Annotated in this window: 19 protein-coding genes and 2 pseudogenes; 4 read left to right on the forward strand and 17 right to left on the reverse strand. The window is 66.1% G+C overall.

The genetic code is table 11. The annotated features are described in order from the left end of the window. The first annotated feature begins 14 nt into the window (after positions 1 to 14). Positions 15 to 1,370 (forward strand): annotated as a pseudogene (locus FOA17_RS00095) (aldehyde dehydrogenase family protein). Positions 1,371 to 1,440: 70 nt separating this feature from the next. Next, entirely contained in the window at positions 1,441 to 3,156 is a 1,716-nt protein-coding gene (locus FOA17_RS00100; protein WP_149139486.1) for an AMP-binding protein, read from the forward strand. Here FOA17_RS00100 and FOA17_RS00105 read toward each other — a convergent pair. The 15 genes from FOA17_RS00105 to FOA17_RS00175 all read right to left on the reverse strand — a co-directional run bounded on the left by FOA17_RS00105 (position 3,144) and on the right by FOA17_RS00175 (position 13,853). After that, positions 3,144 to 3,512 (reverse strand): cytochrome c3 family protein, encoded by a 369-nt coding sequence (locus tag FOA17_RS00105; RefSeq protein WP_149139487.1) that lies wholly within the window; start codon positions 3,510 to 3,512, stop codon positions 3,144 to 3,146. The two genes, FOA17_RS00100 and FOA17_RS00105, sit on opposite strands and share 13 nt — an antisense overlap. Then, positions 3,509 to 4,105, reverse strand: a complete 597-nt coding sequence (locus FOA17_RS00110; protein WP_149139488.1) for a hypothetical protein — start codon at positions 4,103 to 4,105, stop codon at positions 3,509 to 3,511. Before FOA17_RS00110 ends, FOA17_RS00105 begins: the two co-directional genes overlap by 4 nt. 4 nt (positions 4,106 to 4,109) lie before the next feature. Then, a complete protein-coding gene (locus FOA17_RS00115; protein WP_149139489.1) occupies positions 4,110 to 4,550 on the reverse strand; it encodes a c-type cytochrome in 441 nt (146 codons plus the stop codon). A 6-nt stretch (positions 4,551 to 4,556) separates the two neighbouring features. After that, complete coding sequence (locus tag FOA17_RS19825; protein ID WP_149139490.1) at positions 4,557 to 4,934, reverse strand: hypothetical protein; 378 nt, start codon at positions 4,932 to 4,934, stop codon at positions 4,557 to 4,559. Between the two features lie 24 nt (positions 4,935 to 4,958). Continuing rightward, positions 4,959 to 5,486, reverse strand: a complete 528-nt coding sequence (locus FOA17_RS00125; protein ID WP_149139491.1) for a methylamine dehydrogenase light chain — start codon at positions 5,484 to 5,486, stop codon at positions 4,959 to 4,961. A gap of 30 nt (positions 5,487 to 5,516) precedes the next feature. Further along, positions 5,517 to 6,107: a methylamine dehydrogenase accessory protein MauD gene (gene mauD / locus FOA17_RS00130; protein WP_149139492.1), complete on the reverse strand. Its 591-nt coding sequence runs from the start codon at positions 6,105 to 6,107 to the stop codon at positions 5,517 to 5,519. Position 6,108: 1 nt separating this feature from the next. After that, positions 6,109 to 6,639 carry a MauE/DoxX family redox-associated membrane protein gene (locus FOA17_RS00135; protein ID WP_149139493.1) on the reverse strand — a complete coding sequence of 177 codons (531 nt, stop codon included), beginning with the start codon at positions 6,637 to 6,639 and terminating at the stop codon, positions 6,109 to 6,111. Position 6,640: 1 nt separating this feature from the next. After that, on the reverse strand, positions 6,641 to 7,777 hold the full coding sequence (locus FOA17_RS00140; RefSeq protein WP_149139494.1) for an amine dehydrogenase large subunit: 1,137 nt from the start codon (positions 7,775 to 7,777) through the stop codon (positions 6,641 to 6,643). A 286-nt stretch (positions 7,778 to 8,063) separates the two neighbouring features. After that, positions 8,064 to 8,948, reverse strand: coding sequence for a helix-turn-helix domain-containing protein (locus FOA17_RS00145; protein WP_420841666.1), 885 nt, complete (start codon positions 8,946 to 8,948; stop codon positions 8,064 to 8,066). A gap of 326 nt (positions 8,949 to 9,274) precedes the next feature. Then, positions 9,275 to 10,516 (reverse strand): type II toxin-antitoxin system HipA family toxin, encoded by a 1,242-nt coding sequence (locus FOA17_RS00150; protein WP_149139496.1) that lies wholly within the window; start codon positions 10,514 to 10,516, stop codon positions 9,275 to 9,277. Beyond that, a complete protein-coding gene (locus tag FOA17_RS00155) occupies positions 10,516 to 10,896 on the reverse strand; it encodes a helix-turn-helix domain-containing protein (protein ID WP_149139497.1) in 381 nt (126 codons plus the stop codon). Before FOA17_RS00155 ends, FOA17_RS00150 begins: the two co-directional genes overlap by 1 nt. A gap of 75 nt (positions 10,897 to 10,971) precedes the next feature. Then, positions 10,972 to 11,946, reverse strand: coding sequence for a glutathione S-transferase family protein (locus tag FOA17_RS00160; RefSeq protein WP_149139498.1), 975 nt, complete (start codon positions 11,944 to 11,946; stop codon positions 10,972 to 10,974). A gap of 11 nt (positions 11,947 to 11,957) precedes the next feature. Then, the gene (ygiD, locus tag FOA17_RS00165) at positions 11,958 to 12,788 is read right to left on the reverse strand and encodes a 4,5-DOPA-extradiol-dioxygenase (protein ID WP_149139499.1); all 831 of its coding nucleotides are present in this window, start codon (positions 12,786 to 12,788) and stop codon (positions 11,958 to 11,960) included. 60 nt (positions 12,789 to 12,848) lie between these two features. After that, the gene (locus tag FOA17_RS00170; RefSeq protein WP_149139500.1) at positions 12,849 to 13,265 is read right to left on the reverse strand and encodes a DoxX family protein; all 417 of its coding nucleotides are present in this window, start codon (positions 13,263 to 13,265) and stop codon (positions 12,849 to 12,851) included. A gap of 12 nt (positions 13,266 to 13,277) precedes the next feature. Continuing rightward, positions 13,278 to 13,853, reverse strand: coding sequence for an NADPH-dependent F420 reductase (locus tag FOA17_RS00175; RefSeq protein ID WP_149139501.1), 576 nt, complete (start codon positions 13,851 to 13,853; stop codon positions 13,278 to 13,280). A gap of 126 nt (positions 13,854 to 13,979) precedes the next feature. Between FOA17_RS00175 and FOA17_RS00180 the strand changes: the two genes are divergently transcribed. Continuing rightward, on the forward strand, positions 13,980 to 14,876 hold the full coding sequence (locus tag FOA17_RS00180) for a LysR family transcriptional regulator (protein ID WP_149139502.1): 897 nt from the start codon (positions 13,980 to 13,982) through the stop codon (positions 14,874 to 14,876). Positions 14,877 to 14,969: 93 nt separating this feature from the next. Here FOA17_RS00180 and FOA17_RS00185 read toward each other — a convergent pair whose 3' ends face one another. Beyond that, complete coding sequence (locus FOA17_RS00185; RefSeq protein WP_420841667.1) at positions 14,970 to 15,821, reverse strand: sensor histidine kinase; 852 nt, start codon at positions 15,819 to 15,821, stop codon at positions 14,970 to 14,972. A 47-nt stretch (positions 15,822 to 15,868) separates the two neighbouring features. On the opposite strand from FOA17_RS00185, the pseudogene FOA17_RS00190 reads away from it, so the two are divergent. Continuing rightward, positions 15,869 to 16,208 (forward strand): annotated as a pseudogene (locus FOA17_RS00190) (ATP-binding protein); the annotation flags it as partial. Between the two features lie 508 nt (positions 16,209 to 16,716). Here the strand turns inward: FOA17_RS00190 and FOA17_RS00195 are convergent. Further along, complete coding sequence (locus FOA17_RS00195) at positions 16,717 to 17,436, reverse strand: sulfate/molybdate ABC transporter ATP-binding protein (protein WP_149139504.1); 720 nt, start codon at positions 17,434 to 17,436, stop codon at positions 16,717 to 16,719. Between the last annotated feature and the right edge of the window lie 3 nt (positions 17,437 to 17,439).

Consider the following 17,439-nt stretch of genomic DNA (forward strand, 5'->3'; position numbering starts at 1 on the left):
TCGCAGGGGACCGGATGCTCGACGTCATCAACCCGGCGACGGAAGAGGTTTTCGCGCGCGTGCCCCATGCGACCGAGGCGCAGCTGGATGAGGCAGTTGCCGCCGCCACCGCCGCGCAAAAGGCCTGGGCGAAAACCGGCATGGCCTAGCGCCGCGCCAAGATCGAGGAACTGGCCGCCGCCATCGGCGCCAATGCCGCCGATCTGGCCCGCACCATCACGCTGGAACAGGGCAAGCCGCTGCCCGAAGCCACCGGCGAGGTGGAATGGAGCCAGGGCTATCTTCTGCACACCGCCTCGCTGGAACTGCCCGACCGGGTGATCCAGGATGACGCGCAATTCCGCATCGAAACCCGGCACAAGCCGCTGGGCGTGGTCGGCGCCATCGTCGCCTGGAACTTTCCGCTGCTGCTGGCCTGCTGGAAGATCGGGCCGGCGCTGATGGCGGGGAACGCGATCATCCTGAAACCCGCGCCGACGACGCCGGTCACCGCGCTGAAACTGGGCGAGATCTGCGCCCGGGTGTTTCCGGCGGGTCTGGTCAATATCCTGACCGACAACAACGACCTTGGCCCGAAGATGACCACCCATCCGGGCATCGCCAAGATCGGCTTTACCGGATCGTCGCAGACCGGCAAGCGCATCATGGCCAGCGCCGCCGACACGATGAAGCGCGTGACGCTGGAAATGGGCGGCAATGACCCGACCATCGTGCTGCCCGATGTGGATGTGCGCGCGACCGCCGAAAAGGTCTATGGCGGCGCCTTCTTCAACGCGGGTCAGGTCTGTCTGGCGATCAAGCGCGCCTATGTGCATGACGCGATCTATGACGAATTCTGCGACGCGCTGGCCGATATCGCCAAGGCCGCCGTGGTGGATGACGGCATGAAGCAGGGCACCACCGTCGGCCCGATCCAGAACAAGGCGCAGTTTGAAAAGGTGAAGGGCTATCTTGAGGATGCCCGCACCAGCGGCCGCATCATCGCGGGCGGCGAATTGCGCGGCGGCAAGGGCTATTTCATCGCGCCGACCATCGTGCGCGACGTGACCGACGGCCAGCGCATCGTGGATGAGGAACAGTTCGGCCCGATCCTGCCGGTGATCCGCTTCGACGATGTGAATGACGTGATCGCGCGGGCCAGTGCCTCGGAATACGGGTTGGGCGGGTCGGTCCATTCCGCCGATCTGGACAAGGCGACCGAGATCGCGGGCCAGATCGATTCCGGCACGATCTGGGTGAACCAGCAGCTCAATATCGGGCCGCATATCCCGATGGCGGGCTTCAAGGGGTCGGGTCTCGGGGTGGAACAGTCGGTCGAGGGGCTGGCCGAATACACCCAGATGCAGGTCATCAACGTCGCCCGCGGCTGAGCCGCGCCGCAGCGCATGCCGGCCCCTGTCGCCCTGCGGCGGGGGCCGGCCCTGCCATGGAGTTCTGAACATGTCCCATGCCATGACTGCCAGCGCGGCGCCCCGGGACGGGCTGTCGCATGTCGCGGGCCCGGCCGAGCCGCCGCTGAAAGACATCACCATTCCGCAATTGCTGCGCGACACCGTCGCCGCCCGCCCCGAGGCCGAGGCCCTGGTTTTCTGCGAAAGCGGCGACCGGCTGAGCTGGCGCGCCTTTGCGCAGGCGGTGGAACGCTGCGCCGCCGGGTTGCTCTCGCTGGGCGTGACCAAGGGCGACCGCGTCGGCATCTGGTCGCCCAACCGGCTGGAATGGGTGCTGACCCAATTCGCCACCGCCCGCATCGGCGCCATTCTGGTGAACATCAACCCGGCCTATCGGCTGTCGGAACTGGAATATGCGTTGAACAAGGTGGGCTGCCGGGTGCTGATTACCGCCGCCGCGTTCAAAAGCTCCGATTATGTCGGGATGATCCGCGAACTGGCGCCGGACCTCGTGGCCGACAGGCCGCAAACCCTGGCCCGGTTGCCCGACCTGCGGCATGTCGTGGTGATGGGCGAGCCGGCCCCCGGCATGATCGGCTTTGCCGCGCTGGCCGACCGCGCGACGCCTGACCTGCTGGCGCGGCTGGACGCGATCAGCGCCGACCTGTCGCCTGCCGATCCGATCAACATCCAGTTCACCTCGGGCACCACCGGCATGCCCAAGGGCGCCACGCTGTCGCATCGCAACATCGTCAACAACGCGCGTTTCGTGACCGACCGCATCGCGCTGACCCCGGCCGACCGGCTGGTCATTCCGGTGCCGCTTTACCATTGCTTCGGCATGGTGATGGGCGTTTTGGGCGCGGTCGGCAAGGGCGCGAAGATGATCTTCCCGGGCGAGGGCTTCACCCCGGCGCAGACGCTGGATGCCATCGCGGCCGAGGGCGCGACCGCCTGTTACGGCGTGCCCACGATGTTCGTTGCCATGTTGCAGGAACTGGATCGCCAGCACCGCGACCTTTCCACCCTGCGCACCGGCATCATGGCCGGCGCGCTGTGCCCGATCGAGGTGATGAAGCGCGTGAACCGCGACATGCACATGCGTGAGGTGACGATCTGCTATGGCATGACCGAAACCTCGCCCGTCTCGTTCCAGAGCTTTACCGACGATCCCACCGAAAAGCGCTGCGAAACCGTGGGTCGCATCCACCCCCATCTGGAGGTGAAGCTGGTCGATGCCGCGGGCAATACCGTGCCCGTGGGCGAAAAGGGCGAACTTTGGACCCGCGGCTATTCGGTGATGTCGGGCTATTGGGGCGATGAGGCCGCGACGCGCGGCGCCATCACCGAGGGCTGGATGCATACGGGCGATCTGGGCGTGCTGGACGATGAGGGTTTTTGCACCATCGTCGGCCGGGTCAAGGACATGATCATCCGCGGCGGCGAAAACATCTACCCGCGCGAGATCGAGGAATTCCTGATCCGCCACCCCGAGGTCAGCGATGTGCAGGTCTTTGGCATTCCCGACGACATCTTTGGCGAGGAGGTCTGCGCCTGGGTCGTGCTGAAACCCGGCAGCAGCCTGACGGCCGAGGGATTGCGCGACCATTGCAAGGGGCAGATCGCGCATTTCAAGATCCCGCGTCATCTGCGGGTGGTGACGGATCTGCCGATGACTGCCACCGGCAAGCCGCAGAAGTTTGTCATGCGCGACCGCATGCAGGAAATGCTGCGCAGCGAAGCTCAGGCGGTTCAGAACGCCTGATCGTCCAGATGGCAGGCAATGCAGCGGCGGGTTGGCCCGGAAGGCCGGCCCGCCGCGCTTTCGTCAAGGTGGCAGCTCTGGCACAGGTCATGGAATTGCGTCTCCAGCAGCGGGGCGACCCGGTGATCGGTGACATGGCAGGTCATGCAGGGCGGGCCGATGGTGCGGTCGGCAAATTCGTGGTGGCAGGCGGCGCAGGGTTTGCCGAAATGCGACGAATGGCTGAAGGTCATCGGCAGCACCCGAAGGCCGCCGCCGAAACGCGCGGCACGGTCGGGCAGGGGCTGGCCCAGCGGCAGGCCGGCCACCACCAGCACGACCCCGGCCAGAAACAGCGCGGCCAACGCCCACTTCACAGCGCCACCTCGCGGATCAGGACGAACAGCGCGACGGTTGCCCCGCCCGCCATCAGATAGGCCGGAACCGCCGCGACCTGCGGCCGCAGCCGCCCGAAGGCACAGATCAGCGCCAGTGCGACAAGCCCCGCCCCCTGCCACCCATGCGGCAGGTAGAACCCCGACAGCAGCACATGCAGCAGCGCCGCCGCCAGACAGGCCAGCGCCAGATGACGGTGCAGCTTGCGGAAATGGCGATAGGACGGGTGCAGGCGCAGCCGGTCGGGCATGCGGGCCAGAATGCTCAGCCCCGCCAGCAGCAGGACTGCCGCCAGACCCAGCCACATGTGCAAGGGGCCGCCGGGCAAAAGGTAGAACCGCGCCGCCGCATCGCCCGCCAGAAACCAGAAGGCGTGCAGCAGGGTCACCCCCAGCACCCAGTAACCCAGCCGCTCATGCGGGCGGGGCGGGCCGCGCGGGGCGGGGATCATCTGGAAGATCAGCCCCGCCAGCGCGACAAAGCCGATTGCATTGCCGAAATCCCAGAACGCCCCGCCCGCGCGCCAGGGGTCGGCCAGGGCCGCGACCGCAAGGATCAGCCCCGCCAGCAGCATCGGGTCAGGGCCAGGGATATTCCGCGATCTCGATGCCCGCGCGGCGCAATTCCTCCACCACCACGCGGCGATAGCGGACCACATCGCCGATCGGTGCCGCGCGGCGGCGCGTGACCTCGGCCTCGGTGAAATGGCCGCTGCCATCCGACCATTGATCGAGGATATAGTTCATCACCTCGGCGATCTGCGCGTCGGTCATGTTATTGGCCACCACGCCCGGCACATGCATCACATAATCGCGCCCGGATTCGATACTGACGATAGGGCCGACCGAATTGGGGAAGCCGGGGATCCCGCCTTCCACCGTGCCCAGACCCTGCATCCCGTGACAGCCCGAACAATGCAGCACATAATTCGCGCGCGGCGAGGTGGCGGTGTTCATCGCATGGCCCGGCACCGCCGAAACCGCCAGGGCCACAAGCGCGGGCAGCAGGGTCTGTTTCATCGTTGCTCACTCCTCGGTCGGGCGCATGGCCTTCAGGTCGTTCTGGGTGGTGGTGCTGGCCCGCATCGCGGCGATCTGGTCGGGGGTGACCGATTGCGCGCTCTGCCCCAGATCGGCCAGAACCCAGCTGGTGATCGCGGCCAGTTCCTCGTCCGTGGTGCCGGCGACCGGCACCATGACCAGACCCATGTAGCGCGTGCCCTGCACGGTCAGCGGCTTGGCCATGCCCTTGGTCACGATGCCGCTGATATAGGTCGGCGCCTGATCGCCAAGCGCCTGCCAGAAGCCCGGCCGGTTCAGCGGCGGCGCAATGCGCCTCGAACAATGCGGCGCCGTCAGTGCCGGCCCCCTCTGCGAGGGCCGGGCCGGACAACAGGCCCGCAAGGGCGATGAAGACAGTCTTGCGCATCAATCGGCCATGCCCACGACGATCGACACGGTGCAGTGATAGCCCTTGTCGGTATTGGCGGTGCACCAGTTGATGTCGTTGTAGAGACCCATCTGATAGCCGGGACGTTCGCCCTTGTTGTTGTTGCAGAAGGTGGCGGTCGGCACGAAGGGCTTGCCGCAGCAGTCGTTGTAGCTGATCAGGTAATCCTTGCCGTCCTCGGGGTTGGAACAGGTGCCGACCCAGGACACCGCCGAAACGGTGCTGCCCGGCGGGCAGGAGGTGAGCGAACCGCCGGATTCCTCGCACAGGAAACCGTCGATGGCACATTGCCGCCAGTAGCTGCACGGATCCGAGGCGCCCCCCTCGGTCGAGGCAAAGGCGCGGCGGTCAAAGGGCAGTACCGGCACCGAGACGGCGGCGCCCAGCAGGGCAAGGCCGGTCCGGGCCAGAAAGGACCGCCGGCCGTTGCGGCGGGCAGAGGAACGGATATTCGCCTCGGTCGCGCCGTCGAGGCGCTTGAGGAAGCTGTCGATGAAGCGGGTCATGATCGGTTTCCTTCTTGATGTCACGATCGGTCAGTTGATCATCCCGGCCACAGCGGCCTGATAGGACGGGATGCCGGTTTCAGAGGCGGTGAACAGGCTTTCCAGCTGTTCACGGCTGTTCACGAGGCCCTTGGCGGCCACCTTGCCCTCTTTGTCGAGCAGGACGGCGAAGGGCAGTTTGGAGACCTTGAAGCTCATTCCCAGTTCCGAGGACAGGACATAGGGAAAGGCCTCCAGGTTCTCGGTCTCGATCAGGCGGCGGTGCAATTGCTCGCGCCCGTCAGAGGCCATGATCACATCCAGCCAGCCCTGTTCGTCGGCCCGGATGGATTTGAGCGCGGGCAGCAGCGCCTTGCAGATCGGGCAGCTGGTGGAGAGGAAGAACACCAGCTGCGCCCGCCCCTCCGCTTGGCCAAGGGTGAGGCCCGGCCCGTTCAGGTTGGGCAGCGCCAGCGGCGGCACCTTGTCGCCCAGGCCCGGCCCCGCATCCGATACCATCGCGCCCACCGGCGAGACGCGCTCGAACAGGATGCCGATCTGACGGGCCAGGGCAAAGATCACCGCAAGCTGGATCAGCACCACGACCCAGAGCAGGATGTTGGAAAAGATCAGAAGGGTCATGTCAAAGGTCTCCCTGCCGGATATGGGGCAGATGCGAGGCGAGGCGCTCGATGATGGTGTAGATGGCGACCAGGACCAGCGCGCCGGCGATGGCCACCGCCGCCCCCGCGCCGGGCAGGGCCGCGGCGGGCAGCAGCGCCACGCCCAGCGACAGCGCGGCCAGCACCGCGTTGCGCCCCAGCGTGAAGCCCGACACCAGCTGCGGCAGGCCGCCACAGCCACAGTCGATGCGGCTGCGGCCCTGCATCAGCGCCGTGGCCATCAGCAGGCCGTAGCCCGCGAACAGCCCCGCCGCCAGCAACCCGCCCCAGGGCCGGGTGCCCGGCACCAGCAGCATCAGCACCGTCGCGCCCTCGGCCAGGATCAGGCCCCGGACGATCGGCGCGGCCCAGGCCTCGGGCACCAGCCCGTAACCCTGGGCAAAGCCCACCGTCTCCAGAAACGCCTCGACCTTGTGCCAGACGGCCCGTGCCAGCACGATCACCAGAAAGCTGGTGATCGTCACCGAGGCGAGTGCGGCCAGCGCGCCCATCTCAGTAATCGGTCGCGATCATGGTGGCGAAGGCGGCCAGACCTTCGCGCGCGGCGCCTTCGGTCAGGCTGACGCTGTCGCCCAGCGTCACGTCATAGCGATGCACGCCGCCCATGTGATCGACGCCCACCAGTTGCGGCACCTTGCCCATGCTCACCGCGATGTTGGATTCGCCATGCGCCGCGCTGCGGCCGACCAGCTTTTCGCTTTCGGTGTTGATCGCCCAGATCTCCTCGGCCGGGCGCTTGTGCGACCCGTCCGCGGCGGCCGAATGCATCAGCACGAACAGCGTATGCGAGGCCGCGTGATAGGCCATCAGGTTATAGCCCCCCGGTGCCCAGCCATCGACGGCAAAACCGATGGTCTTTGACAGCACCGGTGCTGCGCCGCTGTCATCGACCATCAGCAGCTTGCCATCATAGGTGACATAGGTCAGCAGCCCGTCCACCCGCACCGCATTGCCAAAGATCGGCGTGCTGGCGGCGTCAAAGATCTTGTCCGATTTCGCGGGTTCCGACACGGTGCCATCGGCGGCGACGGTGTATTTCACCAGGCTGCCATCGCCGCAGATCGTGGTGAAGGCCAGACCCTCGGTCGCGGGATAGGCGGTCCAGCAGCCGGGCGTCGGCACCTCGACCAGATCCTTGCCGGCGGTCAGATCGACCACATTGACCGAGGTCGCGGGCGTGGCGTTCTGGACGAACAGATATTTGCCATCGGCCGACAGGTTCAGCGCGCCGCGCTGGCTCAGCGTTTCAGCCATCTTGTCCGACACCACGATCTCGCGCTTTACCGCCAGGGTCGCGGGGTCGAATTCCTCGATCACGGCCTCGATCGGGCCGCGGGTAAAGCGCTTCATGTAGACCGATCCGGTGAACAGCGACGGGGCGCCGGGCGACATCAGCATCTGGCTGAACGTGCCCATGCCCATATTGCCCTCCAGCGAAAGGTCATCGGCATTCAGCACCGAGATCTGGCTGGGGCCGGAAATGCCCATATCCATCAGAAAGATATGGTTCCCTTCCGAGATGCGCTCCTCGACGACAAGGGTTTCCGGCTGGATCCCGGCTTCCTGTGCAAGCGCCTGAGCGCCCGAGGCGGCCAGGACCGAAAGTGAAAGGATGAGATGGTTTCTCATTGGCAACCTGCTGAACTGAGTTGACGTTTGATGCAGAGCGGTGCGGCCGCCCCAAGGGGGGCCGCGTCAGGGCGGGCGTCGGTGACGGGTCAGATATCCGCGCGGGTCGATGGGCATCGCGATGCCGGGCCGGGGCATTCCGGCCGTTCCTCCGCGACTCGCGGCGCTGATTGTCCTCGACCGCCTCCCCTCGGTCTTGGACCATCAAGAGACCATGATGTCGCAGCCCGGTCTTGGACGCCCGCGCCAGAAGCCTTGCGACTTGCGCCAAAAAATGCCTGTCAGATCAATGCTCACGCCGCGCTTGCAGGCATTGGTCGTAATATCCGCCGGGCGACATGTCATAGATCTGGCGGAAGCTGCGGTTGAAATGCGACAGGTCGCTGAACCCGGCGCGATAGGCCAGATCCGAGATGGCGGGCCGCAGGTTCAGCCCCGCCGCCCGGTGCAGATGTCCCAGCACCAGTTTCATGCGCCGTTCGCACAGCACGCGGGTAAAGGTGGTGCCATTGTCGCGGAAATCGCGCTGCAACTGGCGGCGCGACATATGCACCAGCCCGGCCAGCCGCTCGATCGTGAAATCGCTTTCCGAAACGTGGCGGTCGATCGTGTCGCAGATATGGCGGAACCGGCCATGCCGGTCGCGAAAGCCCGCGGCATCGCCGGCGCGATCCTCGGCGCGGAACATCATCGCGATGAAATCGAACAGGTAATCGGCATGGGCCTCATCGGGGCCGCCGGCGTCGATCAGCGCCTCCAGGCTGGGGCGCAGCGGATGGGCGCGCGCCACGCGCCGCCCGGTGGCCGGATCGCGCGCCACGCCCTCAAGACACAGGCTGCGCGGCAGATGCACCGACAGGAACGAGGCGCTGTTGCCATTGAAGGTCAGTTCGGCGGGCAGGGTCGAATCCATCAGCAGGCTGTCGCCGGGCGTGAGCAGCGCCTCGCGGCCATTATGGGCGATCTGCATCTCGCCGGTCTTCTGCATCAGCAGGAACATGTATTCGTGATCGTCACGCCGGATGCCGGCGCGCAGGCGCTCGATCTGGTCGATCTCGCATTCCATCTCGGCGATATCGACGCCATGGCGACGACGCAGCCGGAAAGTTCCGACATTCTTGCGCGAATTCTTCAGTGGCTTGCTGTAATAATGCCCGCAATTGGACAGGATGCAGCTGTTCCACTCTTCAAATCACATCATGCCTTTTACTCCCCTAAAAGGCGACATGCAGCGATTTGCCGGCGTTCCGGGCGGCCTTGCGACCGCCGGAGATCTGCCGCGCCCTCCCTCCCCGAAGGGGCGGCGGTCCGCGTGATACTGCGTCACGGCGGCGAATCGCTCAAGGGGGCATATAGCATGACAGGCGGCGCGTCCGGGGGCGCGAAATCCCCGGCACAGTTTCAGGCGCGGGCGGAAGCTGAGTGGGGCGATGGATGAATCTGTCAGATATGACCTATAATCTGCGCTTATACGCCATATATGGTATGATAGTGAAATTACATCGCCAGCGCCTTCTCCATCTCCTGATGGGCAAAGGCCGGTTCCAGCTGGTCCAGATCGCCCTCGCGCAGCCCGTGGCGCCGCATCAGCCCCGGCCAGAGATCGCGGATCCGGCGCGCCATGACACCCGCGCGGTGCAGCGCGTCGCCTTGCCTCAGGCCAAAGAACACGGCCGCCTCGATCGCCATGTCGATGGACGCCGCAAAGGGCGCGCCCTCCAGAATGGCGGTCTTGAGCTGGCGGTGCCGCTCGGGCTGCGGGTTCACGTCGAACAGGGGCGAAAGGCTCCATTGTCCGGCGCCGGCATAGATGAAACCGTGGTTCTTCAGATGGTCGTCGGTATTGGTGACCAGCACGGTAAAGACGATCCGCATCCACAATTCAACCAGATCGGCGCAGGGGTCGTCGCTGTGCTGGCGGATGAACTGGGCGATTTCGGTATAGGCGCCCTGTTCGGTGCCGCGGCGCTCCAATGCGGTGCGGGCCGAGATATAGGGGATGCGCGCCGGCCCGTCGCGGTCAAAGCGGCGGATCAGCGCGATAGGGCTGTCGGTGGTTTCCAGCACGAGCCGGGCCTCGGGCGCATTCAGCCCCACGGCCCGCGCCAGATGCAGCGTCGCGACCTCGATCCGCTCCACCGGGCTTGCATCGGTGGCAGAGGAAAATTTCGCGATCCAGAGCTGGCCATCGTCCAGCACATTGGCCTTGGGCCGCGCCCCGCCAATCGAACCGCCGGCACCCGCCATCTGCCGCAGGGCCGCGTTGGAAACCTCGCCGCGCCGTTCGATCCTGGCCGCAATGCCGCGCAGAGTTTCAAGGTCGATCAGCCGCGGGATCGGGTCGGCGCTGCCGGTAATCACCTGACCCTGCCCGTCGCAAAACCGCAAGGCGCCCTGGCGGGTCGCGTCATCGGTCAGGGTCAGCATGTCGAATTCGCTCAGCCCGGCGCCGTGCAGCCGCTCCATCAGCATACGGCCCCAGGCATCGGGTGCTGCGTCCTGAAACGGCCCGGTCAGGCTGTCGCGCGGATCGCCGCTGCGCCCTGACGAGGCAAAGAACGGCGCAAGGCCCAAAGGCAGATCCGGCGCCAGCGCAAAGGCCCTGCCATCGGCGATCCAGTCGGGGCCATAGCTGAATTCGGAATGCTGGCGCCCGCGATCCCGGCCAAAGCGCAGCTTTCCGACATGCACCAGCCCCTCGCCCAGATGGACCTCGGCCTCTTGTTTCGTCGCGGCCATCAGAAGCTGACCCCCTTGCGGGATGACCCCGGGGCAGGGGGGGCATCGCCCGGCGCGGCACTGGCCGGCTTGAACCGCCGCCCGCGCTTGGGCAGGGCGTCAAGCGCGCGCGACAGGCCGACGGGGTCGGTTTCCGGCGCCATCAGATCGGCCAGACGTTCCGGGCTGCCAAGGGCCGCCAGCACGGCGGCAAGATTGCCGATCCCGACCCCGGCATCGCCCTTTTCCAGCCGGATCAGCGTGCGCTCCGACACATCCGCCCGCGTGGCGAGTTCGGCAATGGAAAAGCGCCGCGCCAGCCGGGCCAGACGCAGGTTCTGGCCAAGATCGCTGAGGGAACGCAGCGCCTTGAGGTTGGACATGATCGCCTCATATGGCATGGATACCCCATATATATGCCTGATATGGCATCATCTTGCAATCCATTCACCGCCATTCCGTGCAGGGCGGTCTGGTCACGCAGGCGTCAGACCGGCATCGAGCAGGGTCTGGATGTGGCGCGGGCCGACCGGGCGGATGCCCAGCGGGTTGAGCGCCTTGATCGAATAGTAACCGCGCGTGATGTGATCCATGTTCACCGTCTCGCGCACCCCCGGCAGGTTCAGGATCCGCGCCATATAGGCCGAGAGGCGCGGGTAATCCGCGATCTGGCGCAGGTTGGTCTTGAACAGCCCGTGATAGGCCGCGTCAAAGCGGATCAGGGTGACGAAGGTGCGGATATCGGTCTCGGTCAGGCGGTCGCCGAACAGATAGTCGCCGCTCAGCCGCGCCTCCAGCAGGTCGAGCGTTTCGAACACGCCCGCCACGGCCTCGTCATAGGCGGCCTGCGTGCTGGCGAAGCCCGCCTTGTAGACGCCATTGTTCAGCCGGTCATAGATCACCGGGTTCAGCGCCTCGATCTCCCCGGCCAGATCGGCGGGGTAAAGCCGCAGATCCGAGGGCAGCAGATGGTCAAAGGCGGTGTCGAACATGCGCAGGATGTCGGCGCTTTCGTTGCTGACCATGACGCCCTGCTGCATGTCCCACAGCACCGGCACCGTGGCCCGGCCGGTGAAATGCGGGTCGGCGCGGGTATAGATCTGGTGCATGAATTCGGCCCCGAACAGCGGATCCGCATCCGCGCCGGGGTAACCGCCAAAGCGCCAGCCCTGATCGGTCAGCACCGGGTTGACCACCGTCACCGGGATCATCGCCTCCAGCCCCTTGAGCTTGCGCGCGATCAGCGTGCGCGAGGCCCAGGGGCAGATCAGCGCGACATAAAGCCGGTAGCGCCCGGGTTCTGCCGCGAAGCCGCCCGTCCCGGTCGGGCCGGGGCGGCCATCGGGGGTGATCCAGTTGCGAAAGCTGGACACCTGCCGCACGAACCGGCCCTGTTCATCGGCCTTCTGCACCGGCTGCCAGTTTTCCACCCATTTTCCGTCCACAAGCATGCGCGCACTCCTTACCGGGCGTGAAACACGAAGGACCGCATCGAGATCGAGCCGAGGTCGATCGCATCGGTCATGTAGGTCAGATTGTCCCCGCCATCCGAGGCGCCCGCAATGGTCAGCGCGGGCAGATAGTGATCGACCGAGGGATGCGCCATTTGCAGCAGCGACCCCAGCTTGGCCCGATTGGCAAGCGTCGCGAAATCGCGGTCGGTCAGGCGGTCGGCGAACAGGCTGTCGAATTCCTGCGCGAAATCCAGCGGCCGGCTGTTCGGCCCCCATTGCACCGCGCGCAGATTATGCACCACATTGCCCGACCCCAGGATCAGCACGCCGCGATCGCGCAGCTGCGCCAGCTCGCGCCCGATTTCCAGCTGGTAGTCCAGCCCCTTGGACATGTCGATGGAGATCTGGAATACCGGCACATCGGCATCGGGATAGAGGAATTTCAGCACCGTCCAGGCGCCGTGATCCAGGCCCCAGGTGTCGTCCTCCTCTGCGTGATGGCTGGCCAGCAGGCTGACCACCTCGCGCGCCAGTGCCGGGTCGCCGGGGGCGGGATAGCGTTGCTGGAACAGCGCCTCGGGAAAGCCGTAGAAATCATGGATGGTCTTCGGCATGGCCGAGACATCGACCAGCGTCGTGCCCCGCGTCATCCAATGCGCCGAAACGACAAGGATCGCGCGGGGGCGCGGCAGGTCGCGGCCCAGTTCGGTCCAGGCGCGGCTGTATTTCGTATCCTCGATGGCGTTCATCGGGCTGCCATGGCCCAGAAAGACCAGCGGCATCCGGTCACTGGGGGCCAGCCCGTCGCGCAACGAGGCAAGGGTCCGGGTCGTGTTCATCGTCGCATCTCCTGTCGCCGGAAGGGAAGGGGAGGGCGCCGCGCGGGCGCCCGCCGATGGTCAGGCAAACTGGCCCAGCAGCCGGTCAAGGACGGGCAGGCGCAGCGCCAGGGCGCCCCGGCCCAGCAGGGCGATCACCCCCTGAACCATCGCCCAGAACAGAGGGAATTCCCAGCCGCCGCCTGCGCCGGAAAAAAGCCAGCCATTGCCGGAATGCACCCAGACCGCGCCCAGCAGCACCGGGATCAGCGCCACCGCCACCAGCCGGGTCGCCACGCCGAGGATCAGCGCCGCCCCGCCCACCAGCTCGGCCAGGATGGTCAGATAGGCCAGCCCGCCCGGCAGGCCGAGGCTTTCGAAATAGCCCACGGTGCCGGCGACGGTAAACACATTCACCTTCAGCAGCCCATGCGCCAGAAACAGAACCCCGCTGGAAACCCGAAGCAGCGCGGCGGCGATATTGACATTGCGATCCATTTTCCTGTCCTTTCAGGCGATTTGCCATTGCGGCGCGATGGCGGTGCCAAGGCCCAGCACATAGCCGAACTGGATGTTCAGAAAGCCCAGCGGCTCCAGATACCGCGCGTTCTTCAGCGGGCCGGCATCGACCGGCACCAGACCGATATCGCGGGCAAGTTGGCTCACCCGGTCCCGCGCCGCCGCATCGTCCGAGGCGACGAAGGTCTGGAGCGGCTGGCCGTTGACGGCAAGGCCCGTGCCGTAATGCTGCGCGAAGATGGTGTTGAACGCCTTCACGACCGAGGCGCCGGGCAAAAGCCGGGCGATTTCCTCGGCGGCAGAGCTGTCATGCCCGACGACAAGGCCCGAGAAATCGGCATTGATCGGGTTCGACAGGTCGATGACCAGCTTGCCGGCGAAATCGGCCACCTTGGCCACATCCGCCGCCGCGCCATAGGGCGTGGCGAGGATCACCACATCCGCCCCGGCCACGGCCGCCTTCAGATCGGCGTCGCGGCCATGGGCCACCGCCGCATGCCCGGCCTTCGCCAGCGCCCCGGCAAGCCCGGAGCCGATATTTCCATTCCCGATGACCGCGATATTCATCTGCTTTTCCTTTCTGCCGCCCCCTTCGGGCGCCGTGTTTCGATGACCGATATTTACGGCTTGGCAATCATGAACAAAATGGCGATGTTATGGATTGACTATCACCTATATGTTCCGAATGATCCGATGGACACGCTTGACCAACTCCGCGCCTTTGTCGCCGTGGCGCAGGCCGGTTCCTTTACCGCCGGCGCCGATCAGATCGGCGTGTCGAACCGGCTAAGCTCGAAATATGTGGCCGAGCTGGAGGCCCGGCTGGGTGTGCGGCTGTTTCAGCGCACCACGCGCAAGGTTGGCCTGACACCGGCGGGCGAGGATTTGCTGGCCCGCGCCCCCGCCCTGCTGGAGGAGCTGGAGACCCTGCTGGCCGGCATCGCCGAAGGCTCGCGCGGGTTGACCGGCACGATCCGCATCGCGGCGCCGGTGACCTTTGGCGAGATCTATGTCGGGCCGATGCTGGGGCGCTTCGCGGCACTGCATCCGGGGCTGACCTTCGATCTGCGGCTGGATGACGGCTATACCGATCTGGCGGCGACCGGCGTCGATCTGGCCTTTCGCATTGGCGCCACGGGGATGCAGTCGCTCCGGGTGCGCAAGCTGGGGGTGGTGCGGTCGGTGCTGGTGGCCAGCCCTGCCCATGTCGCCACCAATGGCACCCCCGACAGCCCCGAGGCGCTGGCGCGGCACGCCTGCATCCTGGACAGCAATCGCCAAATGCCGCGCCGCTGGGTCTTTCTGCAAGGCGGGGCCGAACATGTCGTGCATGTCGAGGGGCGGTTTCAGGTCAATTCGGGGCGCGCGGCGGGGGCACTGGCCGCCGCCGGGCTGGGCCTGGCCTATGTGCCGCGCTTTGCCATCGCCGAGGCGCTGCAAAATGGCGCCCTGATCCCGGTGATGACAGGCTATGAGGGCACCGCCACGACACTGAGCGCGGTTTACCTGGAAGGGCGCGCCCTGCCGCGCAAGGTGCGCGCGCTGATCGACTTTGCCCATGACGACATCCGCGCGGCGGGCATCCTGTAACCGCCCGGATCGCACCGCGGCGGCGAAACGGCGGGGACAGGTCGCCGGGGAGCCGAGATCTGTCAGAGCCCGAGGCTTCTTGGATTCCGCAACTCAGCGCCGCAGGATGACCTCGAACACCGCGCCCGGCCCGTCGCCGATACAGCGGGCCTCGCCGTCATGGGCGCGTGCGGCGTCGCTGGCAATCGACAGGCCAAGGCCGCATCCGCCCGATTGATCGGGGTCGAGCCTGACGAAGCGGTTGAAGATGCGCTCGCGCTGGTCGGGTGGCACACCCGGACCATCATCGGCAAAGCGCAACGTCACCGATTCCGGCTCGAAGGTCACCGATACATCAAGGCAGCCGCCTGCCCGCAAACCATATTTCGCGGCATTGTCGAGCAGGTTGACCACCATTTCCTCGATCAGCACAGAGTCGCAATCGACCGGCCTGGGCGTTCCCGTCACCGAAAACCCCACCTCAATGTCGTGCGGCAACTGGGCTTCGGCAAAGGCGCGGACCCGCTCGCGGACCACCGCAAGCAGATCGGTCGGCTGGTTGAATTCCTTGAGGCTGCGGCCCCGCACCCGTTCCAGCGACAATAGCTGCGAGGTCAGCCGGCTGGTTGCCTGCGCGCTTTGCGCAAGGCCGGCAACGCGGGCGCGCAGTTCCGTCTCGTCCGGGGCGCTCATGGCGGCCTCGGCCTGGCTTTGCATCGCCGCGACAGGGTTGCGCATCTGATGCGCGGCATCCGAGATGAACCCGTCGCGCAGGGCGAAGGCGCGGGCCAGACGCTCGAACAGCGAATTCGTCGTTTCCACCAGCGGGCGCAGTTCCGGAGGAACCCAGCGGCGGATCGGGCGCAGATCATCGGCGCTGCGCTGGCCGATCGCCTCGCGCAGATCAAGAAGCGGCTTCAGGCCCAACTGGATCCCGAACCACAGGATCAGCGCGGCCGTGACCATCAGCGTGCCGAGAAGGATGATCGACTGGATCACCAGCTTGCGCGACAGCGGGTGCCGCTGGGTCACGGTCTGCCAGACCTCGACCGTCACCCAGCCGACTCGACTTCGTCATCCTCGACGAGCTCGGCTATCTGCCCTTCGCGCAATCCGGCGGCCAGCTCCTGTTCCACCTGATCAGCCGCCTCTACGAGCGCACCTCGATCATCGTCACCACCAACCTCGCCTTCGGCGAATGGCCGTTCGCCATGGGCCTCGGACCAGTGGCGGCTCCATGGCTCACTCTTCGGCGACGCAAAGATGACCACCGCGCTCCTCGACCGCCTGACCCATCACTGCGAGATCGTTGAGACCGGCAACGAGTCCTGGCGCTTCAAAAACCGTGCCTGACCCCGATCTGGGCCTGACCCGCCTAGACTCTATGATCAGTTCCGCCGGCTCAGGCCCAGATCTCAACACCACAAGCGGGGTCAATTTTGTGCGCCGATTGACAGTCACAGGCTCAAACTACCCATTTTGTTAACAACTTGCATTTCCTGCCATCTTTCCGTTGCAGTTTGGCGTCGTTTTTCGACCGTCCCAAAGCTCAGTCCAAGGGAGAGGCATTCACGGGCAAAAGCTGTGACGTACTGCAATTCAACTATGGTGATCGGCCTTGGCTGATCAGCCCAGGACGCCCCACGCGACCTGGGCCGAGTGCCTTTAGGCGCGAGCCCAACACGAGGCCACGCAGAACCCAAGGAGGTCGAGCGGCAGCGATGAGCCGGACATGGATCGCAGCCCGGGCAAAGAAGGCCGGGGTCAAGGTCGATGCGCAGGCCCGGCAACCTGCGCAACCTTCAGGCCTCGGCGCATCGCATGGCGGTGCTGGCCGAACGTGGCCGGGTGACGCGCAGCTTCAGGCGGTGATGAAGCTGCGCACAAAGGGCGTGGCCGGGCGGGCGCGGATGTCTTGCGGCCGGCCGATCTGTTCGATCCGGCCCATCGACATCACCACCACCAGATCGGCCAGTTCCATCGCCTCTTCCTGATCATGGGTGACAAAGACCGTGGTCAGCCCGGTATTGTCATGGATGTCGCGCAGGCCCTGCCGCAATTCCTTGCGCACCTTGGCATCCAGCGCGCCAAAGGGTTCGTCCAGCAGCAGCATCCGCGGCTCGATCGCCAGCGCGCGCGCCAGGGCCACGCGCTGTCGCTGGCCGCCGGACAGCTGGGCGGGATAACGCGCGCCGATATCGGGCAACTGGATCAGATCGAGCAGCCGCGCCACCCGGCGGCTGATCTCCGCCGGGTTCGGGCGGGTCGCGCGGGGGCGGGCCTTCAGCCCGTAGGCGATATTTTCCGACACCGTCATATGTCGGAACAACGCATAGCTCTGGAACACAAAGCCCGCGCGGCGTTCCTGCACGCTCAGCCCGGTGGCGTCCTGCCCGTCGAACAGCACCCGGCCCGAACTGGGAAATTCCAGCCCGCCCAGAATGCGCAGCAGCGTGGTCTTGCCCGAGCCCGAAGGCCCCAGCAGCGCCACCAGCGCCCCCGAGGGAACCGAGAGCGAGACCGGATGCAGCGCCGCCGTGGCGCCAAACAGCCGGGAAATTTCGTCGATTTCGATATGCATGGG

It is taken from the genome of Gemmobacter caeruleus (assembly GCF_008271655.1).
Lineage (GTDB): Bacteria > Pseudomonadota > Alphaproteobacteria > Rhodobacterales > Rhodobacteraceae > Gemmobacter > Gemmobacter caeruleus.

Bases quoted from the DNA above. Each gene is read 5' to 3' on its own strand.
- FOA17_RS00100 (WP_149139486.1), top strand. From the start codon at position 1,441: ATGTCCCATGCCATGACTGCCAGCGCGGCGCCCCGGGACGGGCTGTCG.
- FOA17_RS00115 (WP_149139489.1), bottom strand. From the start codon at position 4,550: ATGAAACAGACCCTGCTGCCCGCGCTTGTGGCCCTGGCGGTTTCGGCG.
- FOA17_RS00185 (WP_420841667.1), bottom strand. From the start codon at position 15,821: ATGGTCACGGCCGCGCTGATCCTGTGGTTCGGGATCCAGTTGGGCCTG.
- FOA17_RS00175 (WP_149139501.1), bottom strand. From the start codon at position 13,853: ATGAATATCGCGGTCATCGGGAATGGAAATATCGGCTCCGGGCTTGCC.
- ygiD (WP_149139499.1), bottom strand. From the start codon at position 12,788: ATGAACACGACCCGGACCCTTGCCTCGTTGCGCGACGGGCTGGCCCCC.
- FOA17_RS00160 (WP_149139498.1), bottom strand. From the start codon at position 11,946: ATGCTTGTGGACGGAAAATGGGTGGAAAACTGGCAGCCGGTGCAGAAG.
- FOA17_RS00125 (WP_149139491.1), bottom strand. From the start codon at position 5,486: ATGACCCGCTTCATCGACAGCTTCCTCAAGCGCCTCGACGGCGCGACC.
- FOA17_RS00170 (WP_149139500.1), bottom strand. From the start codon at position 13,265: ATGGATCGCAATGTCAATATCGCCGCCGCGCTGCTTCGGGTTTCCAGC.
- FOA17_RS00180 (WP_149139502.1), top strand. From the start codon at position 13,980: ATGGACACGCTTGACCAACTCCGCGCCTTTGTCGCCGTGGCGCAGGCC.
- FOA17_RS00140 (WP_149139494.1), bottom strand. From the start codon at position 7,777: ATGAGAAACCATCTCATCCTTTCACTTTCGGTCCTGGCCGCCTCGGGC.
- FOA17_RS00150 (WP_149139496.1), bottom strand. From the start codon at position 10,516: ATGGCCGCGACGAAACAAGAGGCCGAGGTCCATCTGGGCGAGGGGCTG.
- FOA17_RS00110 (WP_149139488.1), bottom strand. From the start codon at position 4,105: ATGCTGCTGGCGGGGCTGATCCTTGCGGTCGCGGCCCTGGCCGACCCC.
- FOA17_RS00195 (WP_149139504.1), bottom strand. From the start codon at position 17,436: ATGCATATCGAAATCGACGAAATTTCCCGGCTGTTTGGCGCCACGGCG.
- FOA17_RS00155 (WP_149139497.1), bottom strand. From the start codon at position 10,896: ATGCCATATGAGGCGATCATGTCCAACCTCAAGGCGCTGCGTTCCCTC.
- FOA17_RS00135 (WP_149139493.1), bottom strand. From the start codon at position 6,639: ATGGGCGCGCTGGCCGCACTCGCCTCGGTGACGATCACCAGCTTTCTG.
- mauD (WP_149139492.1), bottom strand. From the start codon at position 6,107: ATGACCCTTCTGATCTTTTCCAACATCCTGCTCTGGGTCGTGGTGCTG.